This window comes from Gemmatimonadales bacterium (genome assembly GCA_036265815.1).
In the GTDB taxonomy this organism is placed as follows: Bacteria; Gemmatimonadota; Gemmatimonadetes; order Gemmatimonadales; family GWC2-71-9; genus CAVVWJ01.
This window is the reverse complement of sequence record DATAOI010000044.1, coordinates 1-19415: the sequence shown is the minus strand read 5'-3', so window position 1 is coordinate 19415 and position 19415 is coordinate 1. Positions and strand designations below refer to the sequence as shown.

Sequence of the window (19415 nt, the reverse complement as noted above, 5' to 3'; positions counted from 1 at the left end):
CGGCAACCCCTCCGCCTGCCACGCTGCCCAGCCGCCCACCAGCGCCCGGGCCTTCTTCCATCCCGCCCTTCTCATCTCTCGCACCACCCGGGTGCTTGTGGCTTCGTCCTTTCACGCACAGTAGAGGACGATGGTGGCGTGCTGGTCGAGGCTCTTCTGCCGCGCCAGCCGCACCGCATCGTCCGGCGGCAGGCGGATGGCGCCGGTGCCGATGTGGGGATCGTCCCGGTAGCTCCGCTCGGTGCGGACGTCGCCCACCACGATTGGCTCGCCGGACCGGTGCAGGTCGCGGAACTCCTGGATGGTGATCCGCTCGGGTACCGGCTCGCCGTCCACCGACGCCGGTCGAGCGCGCGGAAGCGGGGTGACGTGGAAGGCCGTATCCGCGAGCTGCGGATGCGACGACGATGCGGGGTGAAACCCGGTGTCCGCCAACTGGGGACGGGCCGTATCCGACGGAGCGGACACCGCGGCCGCCCCGCCGTGCCGCCGCAGATAGAGTGCGATGCCGCCACCATGCACCACCACCGACAGCAGCACCACCAGTGAGGTGATCTCGAACAGCTGCTCCGCGCCCGGAATCCCGGCGAATACCGGCAGCAGCACCAGCAGGAGGGAGCTCAGGCCCCGCGGGCCGAACATCGCAATGATATTGCGGTCCCGCTCCCCCACGACGGAGCCCCGAAGCACCGGAAAGAGCGCCGCCGTCCGTCCGCCCAGCGCCACCACCGCGAACAGCAGCACCCGCCAGTCCCCCGCCACCCGGAACCCCGTCCAGATGAGCCCCGCGCCGAACGCCACGAAGGTGAGCAGCAGGAACATCTCCGCCGACGCCTCGCCGTAGTCGAGGAAGCAGTCGCACAGCTCGACGTCCAGCGCCGCGATCACCAGCCCGGCCCCGAAGGCCGCCAGGAACCCGCTCCCGCCCACCGCCTCAGCTGCCGCGTAGGCGGAGAACGCCACCCCCAGCGCATAGAGCGACTCGTAATCCCGCCGGACGCCGACCCGCCGGCGCACCTGGTCCAGCAGGGTGATCGCCACCCAGCCGGCAAACGCGCCCAGCATGGGCCCGAGCAGGAAGAGGCCCACCGCGCGGCTCTCGATCTCCCAGGCCGGCGCGGCGATGCCGGCCTGGAGGGTCAGCATGCAGAGCACCACGATGGGAAGCAGGATCACGTCGTTCATCCCGCTCTCCAGACGAAGCGCGAGCCGGGCCGAGGGGGGCAGGCTGGGGTGGCGGATCAGGGTCCGCAGCAGGACCGGATCGGTCGAGGCGAGGGCGGCGCCCAGGATGGCCGCTGCCGCCGGTGGGAGGCCGAGCAGGAGCCAGGCCGCGAGCGCGGTGATGGCGGCGGGCAGGAGCGTCCCTGGACCCAGGATAAGCGCCGCGAGCCGGCGCTGCTGCCGGATCTCGCCGATGTCCGCTCCGATGGCGTCGCTGAACAGCACCAGCACCAGGCCCAGCGTCGCGATCACCTGGAGCGCGGGCGACTCCAGGCGCAGATCCACCAGCCCCAGCCCCGCGGGGCCGAGCACGGCGCCGATCAGGAGGAAGATGGCAACCTGGGGGAGCCCGGTCCGCTCGACTACTCCGGAGAGCAGAGACGAGACGATAATGACGATGCCCACCAGGGCGAGCAGCGCGGGGAAGCTGTCATGGGTCATGGGCTCAAGTATGTCCCGGCCCTGGCGCCGCCCGCCACCCGGGGGCTAAGCTCGACTGCCATGACCGTGCACGAGCCCACCGCCACCGCCCTGCTGCTCACCACCTGCGGCCTCCTGCTGGGCGTGAGTGTGCTCTTCAGCCGGGCGTCGCAGCGGATCGGCGTGCCCATCGCGCTGCTGTTTCTGCTCATCGGCATGCTGGCCGGCTCCGAGGGCGTCGGCGGGATCGCCTTCGCCGACTATGGCTTCGCCTTCCGCCTCGGCTCGCTGGCGCTGGCTCTGATCCTGTTCGACGGCGGACTCAACACCCCGCTGCAGGCGATGCGCCGCTCCTGGGCGCCCGCATCGGTGCTGGCCACGGTGGGCGTCGCGCTCACCGGCGCGCTGCTGGCCGTGCCCGCCCACGCGTGGGGACTCTCCTGGCCCGAGGCGCTGCTGCTCGGCGCCATCGTCTCCTCCACCGACGCCGCATCGGTGTTCGCCATTCTGCGGGGCAGCGGGCTCCAGCTTCGCCGGCGGGTCGGCACCACGCTGGAGCTGGAGTCCGGACTCAACGACCCGGTGGCCGTCATCCTGACGACCGCGCTCACCACCAACCTGCTGCGCCCCGGTGAGACCGACGCGTGGCACGTCGGAGTGGAAGTCCTGGTGCAGCTCGCCGTGGGCGGCATCCTCGGCGTGGCACTGGGCTACTGGGGGCGCCAGCTCCTGGCTCGGCTGCACCTCCAGAGCGGTGGGCTCTATCCCGCGCTCACCCTGGCGCTGGCCCTCCTGGCCTACGGCGCCACCACCCTGCTGCACGGCAGTGGCTTCATCGCGGTCTACCTGGCCGGACTGGTGCTGGGCAACGGACCGCTCCCATTTCGGCCGGGATTGCTCCGGGTGCACGACGCGCTCGCGTGGCTGGCTCAGATCGGCATGTTCCTGGTGCTGGGCCTACTGGTATTTCCCTCTCGAATGGAGGCGGTGGCGTTCTCCGGGCTCGGGCTCGCGGTGCTGCTCGCCTTCGTGGTGCGCCCGCTGGTGGTGGCGCTCTGTCTCCTCCCATTCCGCTACTCGGCGCGGGAGAGTCTCTACATCGGATGGGTCGGCCTCCGGGGCGCGGTGCCGATCGTGCTGGCCACCTTTCCGGTGCTCGCGGGAGCGCCGGGCGCGCCGCGGATCTTCGACCTGGTCTTCTTCATCGTGGTGGTGAACGCGCTGGTGCCGGGCGGCACCGTGGCCTGGGTCACCCGCCGGCTGGGCCTGCAGGCCAAGGAGCCGCCGGCGCCGCCCGCGGTGCTCACCATCGAGTCCCGGCTGCCGCTGGAGGGCGATCTCCTTTCCTTCTATATAGACGAGGCGGTGCTGGTGGCGGGCATGTCGCTCGACGAGCTGGACTTTCCGGAGGGTGCGTCGATCGCGCTGATCGTGCGGGGAAACCAGTTGCTGCCGGCGCGCGGAGCCACCGTGCTCCAGCCGGGCGACCACGTGTACGTGCTGGCCCGGCCGGAGGACCGGCCACTGGTGCAGCTGATGTTCGGCCGGCCGGAGGAAGGGTAGTATTCATGCCGGTCGGCCCCGTTGTCGTGCCGGCCTCGTACCTGCCTCCGATTCATTCGCCTCATGCTCGAGGAGCCCGCGTGATGCTCTGCCGTCGGTCTGCCGTCCCCCTCGCCGCCGCGCTGCTCCTGCCGGCCGCCGCCTCCGCCCAGTCCTCCGCTCCTCTGCTCCTGCGAGAGCCGGCGCTCAGCGCCACCGAGATCTGTTTCACCTACGGCGGCGACCTCTGGACGGTGCCGCGCGCGGGCGGTGCCGCGCACCGGCTCACCGCCTCACCCGGCACCGAGACCGGCTGCCACTATTCCCGCGACGGCCGCTGGATCGCCTACACCAACACGCTCAACCGGAACCCGGATGTCTACGTGATCCCGGCCGGCGGGGGTCGCCCCAGGCGACTCACCTGGAATCCCTCCGCCGACCGCGTGCGCGGCTGGACCGACGACGGGCGCGTGCTCTTCATGTCCGACCGCGACGGTATCGCCCTGACGACAGCGCTGGGCGCGCCGCGGCTGTTCGCGCAGGCGCCGGATGCCGTGCGGCCGACCCCCGTCGATCTGCCGAGCGTGTGGGATGGGGCGTTCAGTACCGACGGCAAGCGGCTGGCCTACGTCCCCTTCCCCCCGGCGAACCGTGCCTGGAAGCGCTACCGCGGCGGGAGGACGACGCCGATCTGGATCGCCACGCTCGCCGACGCGTCGCTCGAGAAGTTGCCCCGCGAGGGCTCGACCGATCAGTTCCCGATGTGGATCGGCGACACGGTGTATTTCGTGAGCGACCGCGACGGGCCGGCCACGCTCTACGCCTTCGACACCCGGTCGAAGCGGGTCGCCCGACGGATCGAGAACCGTGGACTCGACCTCAAGTCGGCGTCCGCGGGCCCGGGCGCGATCGTCTACGAGCAGTTCGGCGCGCTGGGGCTCTACGAGGTCGCCACCGGCAAAACGACGCCGGTCCCGGTTACGCTGGCAGGGGAGCTCACCGGCACGCTGCCGCACTGGGTCCCTGTAAGTGACCAGCTGGTGCATCCCGCGCTGTCGCCCACCGGCGTGCGCGCCGCCTTCGAGGCGCGGGGTGAGATCGTCACGGTGCCTGGGAAGAAGGGCGACGCACGGAATCTCACGCGCACGCCCGCCGCCACCGAGCGTTCCCCGGTCTGGTCGCCCGATGGGCAGACGCTCGCGTACTTCTCGGACGCCGGGGGCCCCTACCATCTCGAGCTCCGCGCCCAGAGCGGCGCCGGCAAGCCGCGCAGCCTCTCACTGGGCGACAACGACACCTACTACTTCCATCCGGTGTGGTCCCCCGACGGGAAGCGGATCGCCTACGCCACCTCGCGCGGCGAGCTCTGGTACGTGGAGGTGGCGAACGGGCACACCACCAAGGTCGACACCGATCCGCTCGGCCCGGCATCGGACGGGCTCCCGCCGCCGTCCTGGTCGCCCGACTCGCGCTGGCTCGCCTACGCTCGCTCCATCAAGAACCGGCTCGGTGCCGTGTTCGTGTACGATGTGGGGAGCGGCAAGGCCACACAGGTGACCGACGGCATGAGCGACGTGCGCACGCCGGCATTCGATGCGGGCGGCAAGTACCTCTACTTCGTCGCGAGCACCGACGCCGGCCCTGCGAGCGACTTCAGCATGACGACGTATGACCACCCGATCACCCGGAGCCTCTACGCCATCGTGCTCCGGGCCGAGGATCCGTCGCCGATGGCGCCCGAGAGCGACGAGGAGAAGGCGAAGGGCGACAGCGCGGCCGTGAGTGCCGCCAAGGCGGCGGCCGGCGACGTGAAGGGCGCGAAAGCGGCCAAGCCCGGCAAGGACACCACCGGTGCGGTGAGGCCACCCGAGCCGGTGCGGATCGACTTTGCCGGCATAGACCAGCGCACCGTGGCGCTCCCGGCCGATCCGCGGAACTACATCGCCGTCCTGCCGGGCCAGGCGGGTACGCTACTGCTCGCCGAGCAGCCCCTCGTGCCCATCGACCAGCAGCCGGACACGACCCTACCGGTGACACTGCACAAGTTCGACCTGGGCGCGCGGAAGACCGAGCAGCTCATGACCGATGTCGGCGACTACGACCTGTCACGCGACGGCAAGATGCTCCTGGCCAAGGTACACGACGCGTGGAGCATCGCCCCGTTTGGTGCCCCGGGCGCACCCGGAGCCGCCGGACCGGCCGCGCCGGCGGGCCCACCCGCCGGCAATGCGCTGGCGGGTCCGGGCGACGACAGCGCGGGTGGGCCGCTCAAGACCGACGACATCCAGGTCCTCGCCGACCCGCGTGCCGAGTGGGCCGAGATGTATCACGAGGCGTTCCGGCTGCAGCGCGCCTTCTTTTACGACCCGGGATACCACGGACTCGACCTGGACCGCACCGAGCGGTTCTATGCGAAATATGTCGACGGCCTCGGCGGCCGGTCGGACCTCGACTACCTGCTCGAGGAGGTGTTCGGCAACCTGACGGTGGGCCACCTGTTCGTCGGCTCGCCCGACGAGGCGCCGGCGAAGACGCCGGAGAACGGGCTGCTCGGCGCCGACTATACCATCGAGAACGGGCACTGGCGCTTCTCCCGGGTCTACGCCGGGGAGAACTGGAACCCCCAGTCGGTCGCCCCGCTCACGCAGCCGGGCGTGAACGTGCGAGCCGGCGAGTATCTGCTGGCCGTCAACGGCCAGCCGCTGGCGCCGGCGGACGACGTCGACCAGGCGCTGGAGGGGCTGGCGGGCAAGGCGGTAGTGCTGCGCGTCGGGCCGAAGCCGGACGGGACAGGTGCACGCGACGTGACCGTGGTACCCGTCCCGAGCGAGGCGATGCTCCGCCACCTCGCCTGGATCGACCACAACCGGCGCGTAGTGGACAGCCTCTCGGGTGGAAAGCTCGCCTACATCTATGTGCCGAACACGGCGAACGAAGGGTACAGCCGCTTCAACCGCTACTTCTTCGCGCAGCAGGATCGGCAGGGCGCGGTGGTGGACGAGCGCTTCAACGGCGGCGGCAACATCGCCGATTACATGGTGGACTACCTCCGCCGCGAGGCACCGTTCAACTATACCACCGTCCGATACGGGGCCGACCTGCCGATCCCGGCGGGGGCCATCTATGGGCCGAAGGCGATGCTCATCAACGAGTATGCCGGCTCGGGCGGCGACGAGCTGCCCTGGCTTTTCCGCCGGTACAAGGTCGGCCCGCTCATCGGGACCCGGACGTGGGGCGGACTCGTCGGCATTGGCGGATACCCGCCGCTGATGGACGGTGGCTACGTGACGGCGCCGCGCATCTCGCTGTGGACGGCGGAAGGAGACTATGCGATCGAGAACAAGGGCGTGGCACCCGACGTCGAGGTGGAGTTCGAGCCCGCGGCATGGCGCGCGGGGCGCGACGCGCAGCTCGAGCGGGCGGTGAAGGTAGTGCTGGCCGAGCTCGAGCGGCGGCCGCCGGCCGGGCCCAAGCGGCCGGCGTTCCCGACGTGGGCGAAAGGCAAGGACCCGAAGTAGGGACTGCGGTTCAGAACCGAATCACGCCAGCTGCTGGTAGGCGGCAAGCGTGAGAAACTCGATGAACGAGGAGGCCGATACCAGTGAGTCGAGCAGCGCGGCGGCATCACTCCATCGGCCTCCGGTCCGACCGGGGATCTCGCACTCCCCTCGAACGAGCTCCCGAACGCCCGCGAGTGTGACGGGCCCATCTTCCGTCATCGTCCCGTGCCGGATCCACTGCCAGAGCTGGGCGCGGGCGATCTCCGCGGTCGCAGTGTCCTCCATCAGGTTGTTGATCGCGACGGCTCCAGAGCCCCGGAGCCATGCTTCGAGATACTGAAGTGCGACGGCGACATTGTTTCGGACGCCGGCCGCGGTGACGCGGCCACCCGGGATGTGAACGTTCAGCAGCCGGTCGGGGTCCTCCGGCGCGTCGGGCAGTCGCTCCTTCTGGTGCGGGCGATTTCCCAGCCGCGCCGTGAACACTTCTTCCACCGCCGGGATCAAATCGGGGTGCGCCACCCAGGCGCCGTCGAACCCCAGGTCCGCCTCCGCCCCCTTGTCTTCGCGCACCCTGGCTAACGCCAGCCGGTTGACCTCCGGGTCGCGCCGGGAAGGGATGAAGGCCGCCATGCCGCCGATCGCATGCGCCTGCCGGCGATGGCAGGTGCGCACCAGCCGTTCGACATACGCGCGCATGAACGGAACGCTCATGGTGACCTGCGCCCGGTCGGGCAGCACGAACTCCGGACGGTGCCCGAACTTTTTGATCACGCTGAAGATGTAGTCCCAGCGGCCGGCGTTGAGACCGGCCGCATGGGGCCGCAGCTCGTACAGGATCTCATCCATCTCGAACGCCGCCACGATGGTCTCGATGAGCACCGTTGCGCGAATGGTTCCCTGCGGAAGGCCGACGGCTTCCTGCGCGTCTTCGAAGACGGCGTTCCAGAGCCGGGCCTCGAGGTAGCTCTCGAGTTTTGGCAGGTAGAAGTACGGACCACTTCCCCGACGCAACAGCTCGCGGGCATTGTGGTAGAGGTACAGCCCGAAGTCGAACAATCCCGCCGGCACCGGCTGGCCGTCGACCCGCACATGCGCCTCGTCGAGATGCCATCCGCGGGGGCGCAGCACCAGCGTCGCCAGCCGCTCACCCAGGCCATAGTGCTTCCCGTCCGGGGCGGTGTACTGCAGGGTGCGCCGCACGGCCGCCATGCAGCAGACCTGGGCCTCGATCACGTTCCGCCAGGGCGGAGAGAGCGCGTCCTCACAGTCCGCCATGAACACCTTCGCGCCCGAGTTGAGCGCGTTGATCATCATCTTGGGCTCGGCGGGACCGGTGATCTCCACGCGGCGGTCGTCCAAATCGGCCGGCGCGGGCGCAACCGTCCACTCGGCCCGGCGGACCTCCGCGGTCTCCGGAAGAAAGCCGGGCAGATCACCGGCATCGTACCGGCGCTGGCGCTCGTGTCGCCGCGCGATCAACGCGTCACGCTCCGGGCGGAAGCGTCGAGAGAGCCGGACAACCAGTGCCAGCGCCTCCGGGGTGAGCACGTGTTCGCAGCCAGAGACCGGGGCACCGGTGATCTCGACGTCGGACATGCGTTGCCTCCCCTCGCTGTCATTGGCCGCTGACGGTTCGAGAAGGGAATCAAGTCGGTGTAAAACACGCCCCGCAAGGGACATCGTCACCCGTCTCGAGCGCCAGACAGATCGATCACGACAAGGACGGAAATCCTGATCGCTCGAGCGCTCGGCCAGTGGCGGCCGCATTCCCGGAGCGGTATATATGGCTGCACGACGCCCCCGCCGCGGCGGGCGTCCCTGCGTTTCACACCCCCGCTCATCCATAGAGAGCTCCACGTATGCCGCGTATACTCTTCCTTGAAATGGGGTTTGCGGCCGGTGCCGCGCTGGCTGTTTCGGCCTGCCAGGACAACCCTCCGGCGACAGCTCCGGACGACGCACTCCCGAACGTCCAGGTCCAATCCACACACGGGCCGGATCTTCCCCCTGCCGCCGAATTTGCTCGCCGTGTTCCCGGCTTCGGTGGCTTCTTCCTGAGCCAGGACGGGACCCCCACGGTGTACCTCACCCGAGGGTCCAGCCGCGTACCGGCCCAGCAGTTGTTATCGGCGTATCTCTCCGCTCGCGGCCTTCCCCCGGCGGCGCTGCGAGTGCTCGAAGCCCGCTACGGGTGGAATCAGCTCGAGCGCTGGCAGGAGGCGGCGACCGAGAATGCCCTCGCGGTTCCCGGGGCCGTGTTCGTGGACAACGATGAGACTGCCAATCGGGTGCGGATCGGCGTCGACAACCAGGGCGCCGTCGGAGCGATCAGGGCAGCCACCGCCGGACGCGGGATCCCGGACGATGCGGTGATCGTCGAGCGGACCGCCCCGATCGTTCAAATGGCTACCCTCCGGAACGTGGTGGACCGGCCGGTACGCGCCGGCGTGCAGATCAATTTCCCCGGCTTCCTGTGCTCCGTGGGCTTCAACGCCACCGCCGGGGGCAAGAAGTCGTTCATCACCGCCTCGCACTGCACCAGCAAACAAGGGGGCGTGGAGAGTACGCCCTACTGGCAGCCGCTCCAGTCGGTCAACGGCACCCAAATCGCCGTCGAGGTGGCCGATCCGGTGTACCTGAAGAACGGGCCCGGCTGCCCGGTCGGAAAGAAGTGCCGTCGGAGCGACGCCTCGCGTGCGGCGTATCTCAACGGGAGCAATCAGGCGCTCGGGCTCATCGCCAAGACGAGCGGAGCCAACAACGGCAGTCTTTCGATCACCGGGTCGTTCACCATCACCTCCAACGACTGCTCGACCATCGGAGGATGCCTGGCGGTTGGGGCCACGGTGAACAAAGTCGGCCGCACCACGGGCTGGACGGCCGGAAAGATCACCAAGACGTGTGTGAACGTCGGGGTCACCGGAACCAGCATCGTGCAGCTGTGTCAGACCCTCGTCTCGGCCAACGTGGGTGCCGGGGACAGTGGCGCGGACGTTTTCCGGACCACCAGTACCGGCGTGAAGCTCGCGGGGATTCTCTGGGGGGGCAGCTTGGACGGGAAGCAGTACGTCTACAGTCCGTTCGGAAACATCACCTCGGAGCTTGGCGCCCTGACGACCCACTGACTCGGGGGCCCTGCACCAGCTCCATCTCACCCTCGAGCATCGGCTACCGCCCCGACGCTGCGGCCGAGTCACCGAGCTGGAGCAGTCCCGCGAAGGTGGTCAGCTCCGAGAGCCCGAGATCGGACGCGACCCAATAGGTGTACTCCGGCGTCGTCCAGTGGAGCAAGTAATATCCGTGCCGTACCAGCGGCGCCCCCCCGCCCGAAGACCCGGTCGCCGGCCACAGGAATACGTTGATCAGGTGCTGTCGCCGGCCGTACACCAACGCCGCCACCGGCCGCCCGTTCAGATAGTCGAGCCGGCCTCCGAGCAGCGGATAGCCGCGACCGGCGAAATCGTGTACCGGCGGCGAGAAGTCCAGCTTGCCGTTGAACCACGGTTTTACGGTGTGCTGGTCGGTCGACAGCACATCGCTGAGGTGGCCGGGCATGAGCGAGCGCACATGGCTCGCGAGCACTTCGTCAGTCAGGATCTCCGACGCGGTGTGCGCCGTCGCGAGCCGCCAGCTGCCCGCCGCGACGATGGCGAGCGACGCGGCGAGTGCCAGCCAGCGCCGTGCCATGGGCGGCGCAAGGCGGTGGGTGCGACCCGGTCCCGCGGCTTTGCGCACCGCTGCGCGCACCCGCCCCCGCAACGCCTCCGGGGCTTCAGTCCGGGGGAGCTGCGCGGCGATCGCCGTGCGCAGCGCCAGGCGATCATCGCGGAATCGTCCGCAGCTTGCGCAGCCGGCGAGGTGCGCCTCGAGTTCGACCGTATCCATCGCGGCGAGTTCGCCGTCGAGGTACGCGTCGACCTGCGCTTCCACATCCGGGTGGGTCATATCAACGGTCCTTGTCGGAGACGATCAAGGCCTGCTGGAGACGCTTGCGCGCGCGAGCGAGCCGCGACATGACCGTGCCAACGGGCACATTCACCACTTCGCTGATCTCCTTGTAGGACAACCCCTCCACCTCGCGCAACACGATCACCTCTCGAAATTCGGGTGGCAGACGCTCGAGCGCGGCTGCCAGGGTTTCGCGCGAGTCACTTCTGGAGAGCGCCGATCCCGGGTCCTCGTCGGCGATCGCCTCGCTGTGCACCGTCTCGTCGAACTCCGCCACCGATGCATCCGCGAGATGCCGGCGCTGCCAGGTATGGGTCGTGTTCCGGACGATCGCGAGCAGCCATGCGCGGCTCTGGTCCGCCTCCCCCCGGAAGCCGCCGAAATACTTGAGGGCGCGTAGAAAAGCCTCCTGCACGACATCGTCGGCGTCGGCGTCGTTCCGAGTCAGGTAACGCGCCAGCCGGTGGGCGGCGCTCAGGTGCGGCAACACCACGGCTTCGAATCGTTCGAGCTCTCTTGGCTCCAAAACCGGTCCTCAAGTGTGTCGCGGGGCTGCCACCGAGAGAGGACTCCGCAGGCGACCAGTTTATTCCCGACGGAATAAGCGCGGGGTGGCTGGAGTCTCCCGCTCGAACGTTACTGCTGCCACCCTACCATGAGGAAGAGCGTATATGAGCCAGAACCTGATTGTTGCGACCCGCTATGTGGCCGGGCTGCTGCTCGTTGGCGCCATCGGCGCCGGCATGCCGGCTCGCCGCGGCAACCCGGTCTCCGTCAGCGCCAAGTTGTCCGAGTGGGCCATCGAGCTGTCGGAAGCAACCGTCCCGGCCGGAACGGTCACCTTCACCGCCACGAACGGCGGCAGCATCCCGCATGCATTCGAGGTCGAGGGGAACGGGACCGAACGAGAGACCCCCCTGATCCAGCCTGGCGCGAGCGCCACCCTGACGCTCACCCTCAAACCGGGGACGTACGAGGTCTACTGCCCGGTCGGCGCGGACTCGCACAAGAAGCTCGGCATGGACACCCATCTCAAGGTCGTCGGCGCCACCGGCTCGGCGATGAGCGGGCACGAAGTCACGGCTGAGCCGAACGGCACGACCGCGCCGGCCGAGCCGATTCGGGTGACCGGCGGGGGACCCGTCATCCAGATCCTCCCCGGACCGTTCCCGTTCCCGGACAGCGCCGGACCGATCTTGAAGTCTTTCGGTCCAGAGCACGAGGCGCTCGAGTCGCAGATCCAGAACGGCCCCTACTCGAACAATGTGGTGCCGATCTCGGGCACGTTCAGCTTCAGTGCATGGGACAAGGGTGCGGTCCGGGACTCGGTGGACGGCGCCGCGGAGTTCACCACGCACGATGGCGCCCGCTGGAAGGTCGTCCTCGACCGGGTTCAGACCAAGGATGTACCGCACCACCCGAAATTCGGCGGCGTGATTCGCGGGCTCTACTACCACGGCGCCACCGGGGTCCACACGCCGCTCGTTCCCACGATCAACAGCGCCGTGGCGTTGTGGTCCATCGCCCACTTGTACAAGAACGGCGCGCTCGTGTCGGACAGCGCGTTCGTCCACGTGATGTTGCTTTCCCATACCCGACGGGCCACGGACTTTGCCCTGGCCTGCTGGGACTGCTCCAAGAACAAGATCGACGAGCTGCAGCTGCAGATCACCCCTGCTCCCGGCGCACCGAAGTTCGACGCCCCGGGCGGGTTCCTGTTCGTCAACTGGGAGCGGTCGCGCTCCCGCCCCGCGGCCAGCTGAGTCGCTGACAGGGACGAGAACCACGGAGCACCCTCGGCCGGTGTGGCTTCTCCTGCCACCTGCACGGGGTGCTCCAACTCGATTCCGGCCGTCAACCCAAGACTGAGACGAGGACCACCCATGCGGATTCAAGCACTTCTTGCGGCAGGCCTGATGGTCGCTTTCGCGGCCTGCTCGGGCAACACCCCAACCAGCCCGACGAGCGGCGGCGGCACTGGCATCGGCTACGGCGGTGGTGGCGGCACGGGAGGCGGCACCGGCGGCGGCACGCCGACCAGCGGGGATGTCGCCGTGATCGTGGGCAACATCTTCATGAAGAGCGGGCACAACGGCTCGACCAACCCGGCGGTGGACACGGTCGCCGTGGGCGGGAGCGTCACCTGGACCTGGACCAATACGGGCAACACGCCGCACGGGATCCAGTCGCTGGGAAGCCCCTCGTTCCCGACCGGAACCGTGCTCACCGGCGACGGCAAGACGTACCGGGTGACATTCAACACCGCCGGCACCTATCAGTATGACTGCCTGGTCCACGGCACCATGATGCCGGGAACGGTCGTGGTGCGATGAGTCCGGTCCGCGAAGGCTACCATGCCCGCCGCGCATTCCCCGCCGCGCCCATACCGGGCTCGGCTTCCAGGGCGGCTGCGGGTCATGGGCATGGTCACCTGTCGGCGACCGGCGCGAGCATTCTGTCGATCGGCGGGGCGACTCCCGCTCTCCGGCTCACGCAGGAGGAGAGCGTGCAGTACGCGGGCTACAGCAGCGCTCGCATTCGCCGGATCTTCCTGAACGCCGGCATCGCGTACCGGCATTTCTACCTCGAAAAGCCACCGCGCTCGGACGAAACCTCCGACGAGCTGAATCGGCGCTACCTGGACGGCGCCATGGAGACCGGTGGCCGGGCCGTGCACGCGTGTCTCGAGGCGACCGGCCTGTCCCCCCGCGACGTGGATCTGCTGGTTGTGTGCTCGTCGACGGGCTATGCCTGCCCGGATATCGGCACCCGGCTCGTCGAGCCGGTGGGTCTGCGCCCCGACATTCAGCGCGCCTCGATGATCGGGCTGGGCTGCGCCGGCGCGCTTCCGGCCTTGCAGCGCGCGTGCGATTTCACCGAAGCGCATCCCGGGCGCATCGCGTTGGTGCTGGCCGTGGAAATCTGCTCGGCCTGCTACTACCTGGATGACACCCTGGAGACGGCGGTCGGCAACGCCATCTGCGCCGATGGCGCATCCGCGTTCCTCCTGACAAGCGGCTCCGTGGCGGCGAGCCGCTACCCCCGGATCGTGGACTTCCAATCGTCCCTCGCTGCCGAGCAACAGGCTCTTGTCGGTATGGCGCATCGGAACGGAAAGCTGCGCATCGTGCTGGGTGCTGAGGTTCCCGAGGTGGCCCCTTCTCTTATACAGGGCGCCCTCACTCCGCTGCTCGCGCGGCACGACCTCCGCCAATCCGATATCCGCTTCTGGGTGGCCCACCCCGGCGGGAGCAAGATCCTGGACACCGTTCAGAAAACGCTTGGTCTGACCGACGCCGATCTGCGGTTCACCAGGACCGTCCTCCGGAACTACGGCAACATGTCATCGCCGACCGTGATGTTCGTGCTGGACGAAGTCGTCGGGAAGGGCGATCCCCGGCCGGGTGATTGGGGTGTGATGACCGCGCTGGGTCCCGGAATGGCGGCGGAAGCCGCGTTGCTGCGGTGGTAGGCTCCCGCCTGCTGCGGCAGGCGCCACACCTGCTCCGGGTGATGAGGAGCAGCGTCCGGCGTGGCCGCTGGCGGGAGTTCAGGGAAGTCCTTCTCCATGGGTTGTCCCTGAGCCGCAGTGGAGCGGGACAATCTGGTCGGCCGCCGGTGCTGTTTCAGATGGCCACGAGCTACTGGATCTCCCAGATGGTCTATGTGACAGCGGAGCTGGGCGTCGCCGATGAGCTGAAGGAGGGTCCCAAGTCGTGCCGGGAGATCGCGACCCAGACGGGAGCGGACGAAAAGTCGCTCTACCGGTTGTTGCGGGCCCTGTGCACGATCGGACTGATCCGTACCGCCGGCACCGACCAGTTCAGGCTGGCCGCGCGGGGGAGGTTTCTGGTGTCTGGGGTTCCAGGGTCGTTACGCGCCATGGTGCTCACGCTGGGCAGTATGCACTATGCGGCGTGGGGGCATCTCCGGGAGAGCGTGAGGACGGGCACCTCAGCCTTCCAGACAGCCTTCGGGGCACCGCTGTTCGACCATCTGGGACGCGACCTCAAGGCCGGCAACACATTCAACGCGGCGATGACCGATTTCTCGACGCTCGTGGCGCACGCGATCCTCCTGGCGTACGACTTTTCGGATACCGGCTGGCTGGTTGACCTGGGAGGAGGATGCGGAGGGTTGCTGACCAGCATCATGCGGATGTATCCGGACATGCCAGGAACTCTGTTCGACACCCCTGCGGTGATTACGGCCGCCGAAAGGCATCTGGAGGCGGCCGCAGGTGCCGACCGCCGTTCTCTCGTCGCCGGCAATTTCCTGGAGTCGGTGCCGGCGGGGGCGGATGTCTACCTGATGAGCGGTGTGATTCATGACTGGGATGACGAGCACGCCGTGAGAATCCTCGCGAACTGTCGAGCCGCCATGGCTCGGACGGCTAGGGTCCTGGTCGTCGAATGCGTCGTTACGGACGGAGACCAAGGCTCATTCAGCAAATTGCTGGACTTGAACATGCTGGTCATGAATGGCGGCCGTGAGCGGACCAAAGCAGAGTTTCAGCAGTTGTTTGCTGCCGCCGGTCTCCGAATGACGAGGGTCGTACCAACCCTGTCCCCCCTCAGCATCGTCGAAGGTGCGCTCCCATGACTTTGGGAGCATCAGAAGGAGATGTTCATGCCACTGGATCGACGGGCACTTCCCGGGTCACGCCACGGCAACCGGGCGAGGCGGCCGAGGCGGTCTGTGCGACAACAGTCGCCGGGTTTGTGCCCGCCGGTTCCACGCGATGATCCCGTGCGCGCACAGGCACGCTGTCGCCGCCACCGGCGGACGGTGCAGCACGAACAGCTCGATGCCCGTGGCGACCACCATCACCGTCATGAGGAGGAGCGCCGAGGCCCCCGCCAGCCGGGGAACGACGAGCAACAGGCCTCCCGTCAGCTCGACCACCCCGGTGACGTACCGGAACCATTGGCCCCAGCCGATGTCGTGAAAGAGTCGCACCGCCGGCGACGATCCCAGGAGCTTGGCACCACCCAAATAGAGGAAGAGCGCGCCCATCGCGAGCTCGAGCATGTGGAGCAGGACCGGGGCGAGCGGGCGGCGCGGGAGGGCGAGGCCGGGGCGTGACGAGGCGGTCGCAACGGGAGACCCGGAGTCCGGGCCAATGACGTCGGAGAAGTAGCGGTCCAGCCCTTCGCGTTCGTCTTCGGGTGCATCGGCCCACCCGTTGTAGTCGCAGCTCAGCATACCGGTTGGTCGGGCCAGCTCCAGTGCTCCTGCACCAGGCCGTCGTCGATCCTGAGGAGGATGATGCGACGTTGCGAGGCACCGCCGCCGGTTTGGGTCACGTGCCCGATGACGCGGTCGCCCTGGGTCGCGACATCGTCCACCGTCAGCTTGAAATCCGGCGCGGTCGTGCGGAGATCCTTGACCAGAGCCGTGAAGCCATCGCGGCCGAGCGGCACGCCGTTGCTGGTTACGTCCTTGGCCATGAAGTCGCCCACCAAGGCGACCTTGCCCTGATTGAAGATCTGGTTCACGACCACGGCAAAGACCAGCTTGTTGTTCAGTGCGTCCGCCTCCTGGGCTGACGCGGTCGTGTTCCAACCGCTCCCCGCACAAAGCAGAGCCAGTGCCATGGGAGCCAGCCAACGCTTACTCACGAGGTTACCCCTTTCATATCTGATGTGTCTGACTCCGTTCCTGGTGAACGGCGTCATGGGTCGGCCGTGCACCACAGGAGACTGTGGGGACCGGCGATCTATTCCCGCGGACTTTAGGGGTTAGCTAGACGGAAGCAGGGACGGCGGAGGCGGTATTCCGGGGAATTTTTGGCGGCATACGGGCGTCTAGCAACCGAGGGGCCAAACCGCGCCTCAGTCGGAGCTCGGTCCCGGACGCCTGATCTACATACTTGGAGATTCAACCATGCGCGCGCTCAGCCTCGGTCTCAGCACCACGCCAGTCACCGACATCAAGTCGGGGCTGCGGCTCCAGCTCGAGCGGGATCTGCTTGCGCTGGTCTATCGGAGTCCCCGCTAGGGCTGCCCATCGGCAGAGAGGAAGTAACCGGGGCTCCGCAGGTCCCCCAATCGGCTCACCCGAGCGGCCGGTCGATCGCTACGCTCTGCTCCGAGAAGAACCGCGGCCCCTGCTCCGTGATGTAGAGGCAGTCCTCCAGCCGGATGCCGAACTCGCCATAGATGGCGATCGTCGGCTCATCGCTGAAGCACATCCCCGGCGCGATCGGCGTGCTGTTGCCGCGCACGAAGTAGGTCCACTCGTGACCGTCCATGCCGATGCCGTGCCCGGTGCGGTGGGGCAGTCCGGGAACCCGGTAGTCCGGCCCGAACCCAGCGTCGGTGATCACCTTCCGCGCGGCCGCGTCCACCGCCTCGCAGGGAACCCCGACTCTGGCGGCGGCGAAGGCGGCATCCTGGGCCCGCCGCTCGAGGTTCCAGATCTCCGTCTGGCGCGCGCTCGGCCGGCCAAAGACCGTGGTCCGGGTGATGTCGGACTGATAGCCGTGCAGCGCGCATCCGGCATCGAGCAGCACGATGTCCCCCTCGGTGAGCCGCTGCGGCTGCACCGTGCCGTGGGGGAAAGCCGACGATTTCCCCAGTCCCACCAGCGCCCAGGGGTCGTCGCCGCCGACCTGCCGCAGCGCCGCCAGCATGTTGTTCTGCAGATCGTACTGCGTCATACCCGCGCGCAGCGTCGCGAAGGCGGCCTTGAACGCGGCGATCGTCATGTCGCTCGCCCGCTGCATCAACGCCAGCTCGGCGGAGGACTTGTACATCCGGCAGCCGGCCGTCACCGGTGTCGCGCTCACCAGCTCGGCGCCGGCGGCCTCCTTCCGAAGCCCGTCCAGCAGGAAGAACCGCACCTCCTCCTCCAGCCCGAGCCGCCCGCCGAAGACTCCGCGATCCCGCAGCAGGCCGGCGATGAGGCGGAACGGACTCTCGTCCTCCTGCCAGGTACGCACGTCGGTACCGAAACGGATCAGCTCCCGGGCTCGCGCCTCCTCGAATGCGGGACAGATCCATCCCGGCTCGCCGCGGGCCGGGATCAGCACCGCGAAGGTGCGTTCCGATGACGACCAGCGGACTCCCGTGAAGTAGGCCATCGTGGTCCCCGGCTCGATCAGGACGGCGCCGACCCCCTGCTCCGTCATGAGCCGTTGCCCCTTCTCGATACGGACGCGCCGCTCCTCGTCGCCGATCGGTCTGATGCCCTCCGTCATCGGCTTGAGGCGGCGAATCGGGGCGGGAAGGTCGCACCCCGGTTCGCCGGGGAACAGGGTGCCGGCGGAGCCGAAGGCCGCGGCTCCCCCCAGCCCGGTGAGAGAGACGGCGAACTCGCGGCGAGTTAGCGGCATGGGATCACTTCCGTTGCAGAAGGGCGGCGAGACGGTTGTGATCGAGATCACCCGATCCGCACCGACGTGAGTGCTAGCAGCGCCCCACGTGCTGGGGCGAAGTTGGCGTCTGTCCGACGGTTGGGATTTGCCACCTGAACCGGGAGCGCGCAAATGACAGCCAGGCCCAGCGACTCGGCGCCCCTGCCCGCCATTGAGGAGTTTGCCGTCCGCCAAGTGATGGTGGTAGACGATGAGCCCGTCGTGCGGCTGGTCACGGCGCGTCTGCTTCGGTCGGCCGGCTACTTGGTGCACGAGGCGAAGGATGGGCTCGAAGCCTTGGAGTTCGTTCAGGCAGCGCCAGAGCTGCTCGACGTGATGGTGTCGGACGTCGTCATGCCGCGCCTGGACGGGGTGACACTGCTGCAGCGGCTCGCCACCTCTCACCCCGACCTGCCCTGCATTCTGATGTCAGGGTACGGCATCCCCCAGCTCGCGACCGTCGGAATCGTGGCGCCGTGTGGGATCCTCACCAAACCGGTGCCGCCGGACGTGCTGCTGCAGGAGATCCGCCGGTGCATACGGCAACGCAACTGACTCAGCTCGAATGCACTGCCGTCCGCTCGAGCAGCTCTCGCACGGTCGCGAGAAACACCGACGGCTCGAACGGCTTCTCTAGGAACGGAACCGACGTTCGTCCCGGCGAGCCGCGATGGAAGATGTCCTCGGGGGGATAGGCCGACATGTAGAGCACGGGGACTGCCGGACAGTCGATCGCGAGACGGCGGCCGAGCTCCCAGCCGTCCATCCCCGGCATGACGACGTCGGCCACCACCAGACTCAGATGGGAGCACGCCAGGTGTGCCAGATGGAGGGCCTCCCCGCCGTCTCGCGCCTCGAGAGTGCGGTAGCCCTCATCCCCCAGAAGCCGGATCGCGAGGTGGCGCAGGATATCCTCGTCCTCGGCCACCAAAATCGTGATTGGACGGTCGGAAACGGGGCGCTCGGCCACAGTGACCTCGAGTTGGGATGTCGATCCATGAAATACGGGCGAAGTGACGCCGTTGCAAGTCCCCCGCGAGGCGCCCACTTGGTACCGATCTCGGTGGGCTGGGTCACAGCAAATATAGCTCATTCTGGCCACATCTTGAAGCTCGGGATCGCGCAGACCCGGCGACAGTCAGACCCCCACGACATGCCAGCGGTCCCGAGTCAGGAGCGATGATGCAAGCTCTCCGTGAAGCTGCACTTAGGCCCGGCGCCGCAGAGATCTATCCCTACCTTCCAGTCCGCATGTGGACTTCGGCTGCTCATCTCGCCGGTCTGGTCGCCCGCCATCTCGGGATTGGTGAGGAGGTCCGCGACCGTTCTAATCGGGTCCTCTCGGAGGCGCATTTCGAGTTCCGCGGGGAGGAGAGCGACGGTCACGAGGTGTCGTAGGGTGACTCGGGGGCGTCGTCCTC

General features: G+C 68.2%; 16 protein-coding genes. 8 read left to right on the top strand and 8 right to left on the bottom strand.

Annotation, left to right across the window (positions count from 1 at the left end; all coding sequences use genetic code 11):
* Window positions 1-111: 111 nt before the first annotated feature.
* Window positions 112-1665, bottom strand: a complete 1554-nt coding sequence (locus VHR41_08270) for a cation:proton antiporter (protein ID HEX3234179.1) — start codon at window positions 1663-1665, stop codon at window positions 112-114.
* On the opposite strand from VHR41_08270, the gene VHR41_08265 reads away from it, so the two are divergent.
* Together VHR41_08265 and VHR41_08260 are read left to right on the top strand one after the other, a co-directional pair.
* Window positions 1657-3207: a potassium/proton antiporter gene (locus VHR41_08265; GenBank protein ID HEX3234178.1), complete on the top strand. Its 1551-nt coding sequence runs from the start codon at window positions 1657-1659 to the stop codon at window positions 3205-3207. The two genes, VHR41_08270 and VHR41_08265, sit on opposite strands and share 9 nt — an antisense overlap.
* Before the next feature lie 83 nt (window positions 3208-3290).
* Window positions 3291-6704 carry a PDZ domain-containing protein gene (locus VHR41_08260; GenBank protein ID HEX3234177.1) on the top strand — a complete coding sequence of 1138 codons (3414 nt, stop codon included), beginning with the start codon at window positions 3291-3293 and terminating at the stop codon, window positions 6702-6704.
* A 21-nt stretch (window positions 6705-6725) separates the two neighbouring features.
* On the opposite strand, the gene aceB is transcribed toward VHR41_08260, so the two are convergent.
* Window positions 6726-8285, bottom strand: a complete 1560-nt coding sequence (aceB, locus tag VHR41_08255; protein HEX3234176.1) for a malate synthase A — start codon at window positions 8283-8285, stop codon at window positions 6726-6728.
* A 263-nt stretch (window positions 8286-8548) separates the two neighbouring features.
* Between aceB and VHR41_08250 the strand changes: the two genes are divergently transcribed.
* Entirely contained in the window at window positions 8549-9814 is a 1266-nt protein-coding gene (locus VHR41_08250) for a hypothetical protein (protein HEX3234175.1), read from the top strand.
* A gap of 43 nt (window positions 9815-9857) precedes the next feature.
* Here VHR41_08250 and VHR41_08245 read toward each other — a convergent pair whose 3' ends face one another.
* Both VHR41_08245 and VHR41_08240 read right to left on the bottom strand, forming a co-directional pair.
* Entirely contained in the window at window positions 9858-10634 is a 777-nt protein-coding gene (locus VHR41_08245; protein HEX3234174.1) for an anti-sigma factor, read from the bottom strand.
* Window position 10635: 1 nt separating this feature from the next.
* Window positions 10636-11130, bottom strand: a complete 495-nt coding sequence (locus VHR41_08240; protein ID HEX3234173.1) for a sigma-70 family RNA polymerase sigma factor — start codon at window positions 11128-11130, stop codon at window positions 10636-10638.
* Between the two features lie 178 nt (window positions 11131-11308).
* Between VHR41_08240 and VHR41_08235 the strand changes: the two genes are divergently transcribed.
* The 4 genes from VHR41_08235 (at window position 11309) to VHR41_08220 (ending at window position 15239) form a co-directional block, all read left to right on the top strand.
* The gene (locus tag VHR41_08235; protein HEX3234172.1) at window positions 11309-12400 is read left to right on the top strand and encodes a cupredoxin domain-containing protein; all 1092 of its coding nucleotides are present in this window, start codon (window positions 11309-11311) and stop codon (window positions 12398-12400) included.
* A 120-nt stretch (window positions 12401-12520) separates the two neighbouring features.
* A complete protein-coding gene (locus VHR41_08230) occupies window positions 12521-12970 on the top strand; it encodes a plastocyanin/azurin family copper-binding protein (GenBank protein ID HEX3234171.1) in 450 nt (149 codons plus the stop codon).
* Window positions 12967-14109 (top strand): type III polyketide synthase, encoded by a 1143-nt coding sequence (locus tag VHR41_08225; GenBank protein HEX3234170.1) that lies wholly within the window; start codon window positions 12967-12969, stop codon window positions 14107-14109. Before VHR41_08230 ends, VHR41_08225 begins: the two co-directional genes overlap by 4 nt.
* A 158-nt stretch (window positions 14110-14267) precedes the next feature.
* The gene (locus tag VHR41_08220; protein HEX3234169.1) at window positions 14268-15239 is read left to right on the top strand and encodes a methyltransferase; all 972 of its coding nucleotides are present in this window, start codon (window positions 14268-14270) and stop codon (window positions 15237-15239) included.
* Window positions 15240-15296: 57 nt separating this feature from the next.
* On the opposite strand, the gene VHR41_08215 is transcribed toward VHR41_08220, so the two are convergent.
* The 3 genes from VHR41_08215 to VHR41_08205 all read right to left on the bottom strand — a co-directional run bounded on the left by VHR41_08215 (window position 15297) and on the right by VHR41_08205 (window position 17973).
* On the bottom strand, window positions 15297-15842 hold the full coding sequence (locus VHR41_08215) for a DoxX family protein (protein ID HEX3234168.1): 546 nt from the start codon (window positions 15840-15842) through the stop codon (window positions 15297-15299).
* Complete coding sequence (locus VHR41_08210) at window positions 15836-16234, bottom strand: ester cyclase (GenBank protein ID HEX3234167.1); 399 nt, start codon at window positions 16232-16234, stop codon at window positions 15836-15838. Before VHR41_08210 ends, VHR41_08215 begins: the two co-directional genes overlap by 7 nt.
* Window positions 16235-16692: 458 nt before the next feature.
* Window positions 16693-17973 carry a Xaa-Pro peptidase family protein gene (locus VHR41_08205; GenBank protein ID HEX3234166.1) on the bottom strand — a complete coding sequence of 427 codons (1281 nt, stop codon included), beginning with the start codon at window positions 17971-17973 and terminating at the stop codon, window positions 16693-16695.
* Window positions 17974-18126: 153 nt separating this feature from the next.
* On the opposite strand from VHR41_08205, the gene VHR41_08200 reads away from it, so the two are divergent.
* A complete protein-coding gene (locus VHR41_08200) occupies window positions 18127-18549 on the top strand; it encodes a response regulator (protein HEX3234165.1) in 423 nt (140 codons plus the stop codon).
* 1 nt (window position 18550) lies between these two features.
* Here VHR41_08200 and VHR41_08195 read toward each other — a convergent pair whose 3' ends face one another.
* Window positions 18551-18964: a response regulator gene (locus VHR41_08195; protein ID HEX3234164.1), complete on the bottom strand. Its 414-nt coding sequence runs from the start codon at window positions 18962-18964 to the stop codon at window positions 18551-18553.
* Between the last annotated feature and the right edge of the window lie 451 nt (window positions 18965-19415).

What these genes read in the sequence shown, in the direction of transcription:
- VHR41_08265 (HEX3234178.1), top strand. Translation starts at nt 1,657, where the DNA reads ATGGGTCATGGGCTCAAGTATGTCCCGGCCCTGGCGCCGCCCGCCACC.
- VHR41_08270 (HEX3234179.1), bottom strand. Translation starts at nt 1,665, where the DNA reads ATGACCCATGACAGCTTCCCCGCGCTGCTCGCCCTGGTGGGCATCGTC.
- VHR41_08260 (HEX3234177.1), top strand. Translation starts at nt 3,291, where the DNA reads ATGCTCTGCCGTCGGTCTGCCGTCCCCCTCGCCGCCGCGCTGCTCCTG.
- aceB (HEX3234176.1), bottom strand. Translation starts at nt 8,285, where the DNA reads ATGTCCGACGTCGAGATCACCGGTGCCCCGGTCTCTGGCTGCGAACAC.
- VHR41_08250 (HEX3234175.1), top strand. Translation starts at nt 8,549, where the DNA reads ATGCCGCGTATACTCTTCCTTGAAATGGGGTTTGCGGCCGGTGCCGCG.
- VHR41_08245 (HEX3234174.1), bottom strand. Translation starts at nt 10,634, where the DNA reads ATGACCCACCCGGATGTGGAAGCGCAGGTCGACGCGTACCTCGACGGC.
- VHR41_08235 (HEX3234172.1), top strand. Translation starts at nt 11,309, where the DNA reads ATGAGCCAGAACCTGATTGTTGCGACCCGCTATGTGGCCGGGCTGCTG.
- VHR41_08230 (HEX3234171.1), top strand. Translation starts at nt 12,521, where the DNA reads ATGCGGATTCAAGCACTTCTTGCGGCAGGCCTGATGGTCGCTTTCGCG.
- VHR41_08225 (HEX3234170.1), top strand. Translation starts at nt 12,967, where the DNA reads ATGAGTCCGGTCCGCGAAGGCTACCATGCCCGCCGCGCATTCCCCGCC.
- VHR41_08220 (HEX3234169.1), top strand. Translation starts at nt 14,268, where the DNA reads ATGGCCACGAGCTACTGGATCTCCCAGATGGTCTATGTGACAGCGGAG.
- VHR41_08215 (HEX3234168.1), bottom strand. Translation starts at nt 15,842, where the DNA reads ATGCTGAGCTGCGACTACAACGGGTGGGCCGATGCACCCGAAGACGAA.
- VHR41_08210 (HEX3234167.1), bottom strand. Translation starts at nt 16,234, where the DNA reads ATGGCACTGGCTCTGCTTTGTGCGGGGAGCGGTTGGAACACGACCGCG.
- VHR41_08205 (HEX3234166.1), bottom strand. Translation starts at nt 17,973, where the DNA reads ATGCCGCTAACTCGCCGCGAGTTCGCCGTCTCTCTCACCGGGCTGGGG.
- VHR41_08200 (HEX3234165.1), top strand. Translation starts at nt 18,127, where the DNA reads ATGACAGCCAGGCCCAGCGACTCGGCGCCCCTGCCCGCCATTGAGGAG.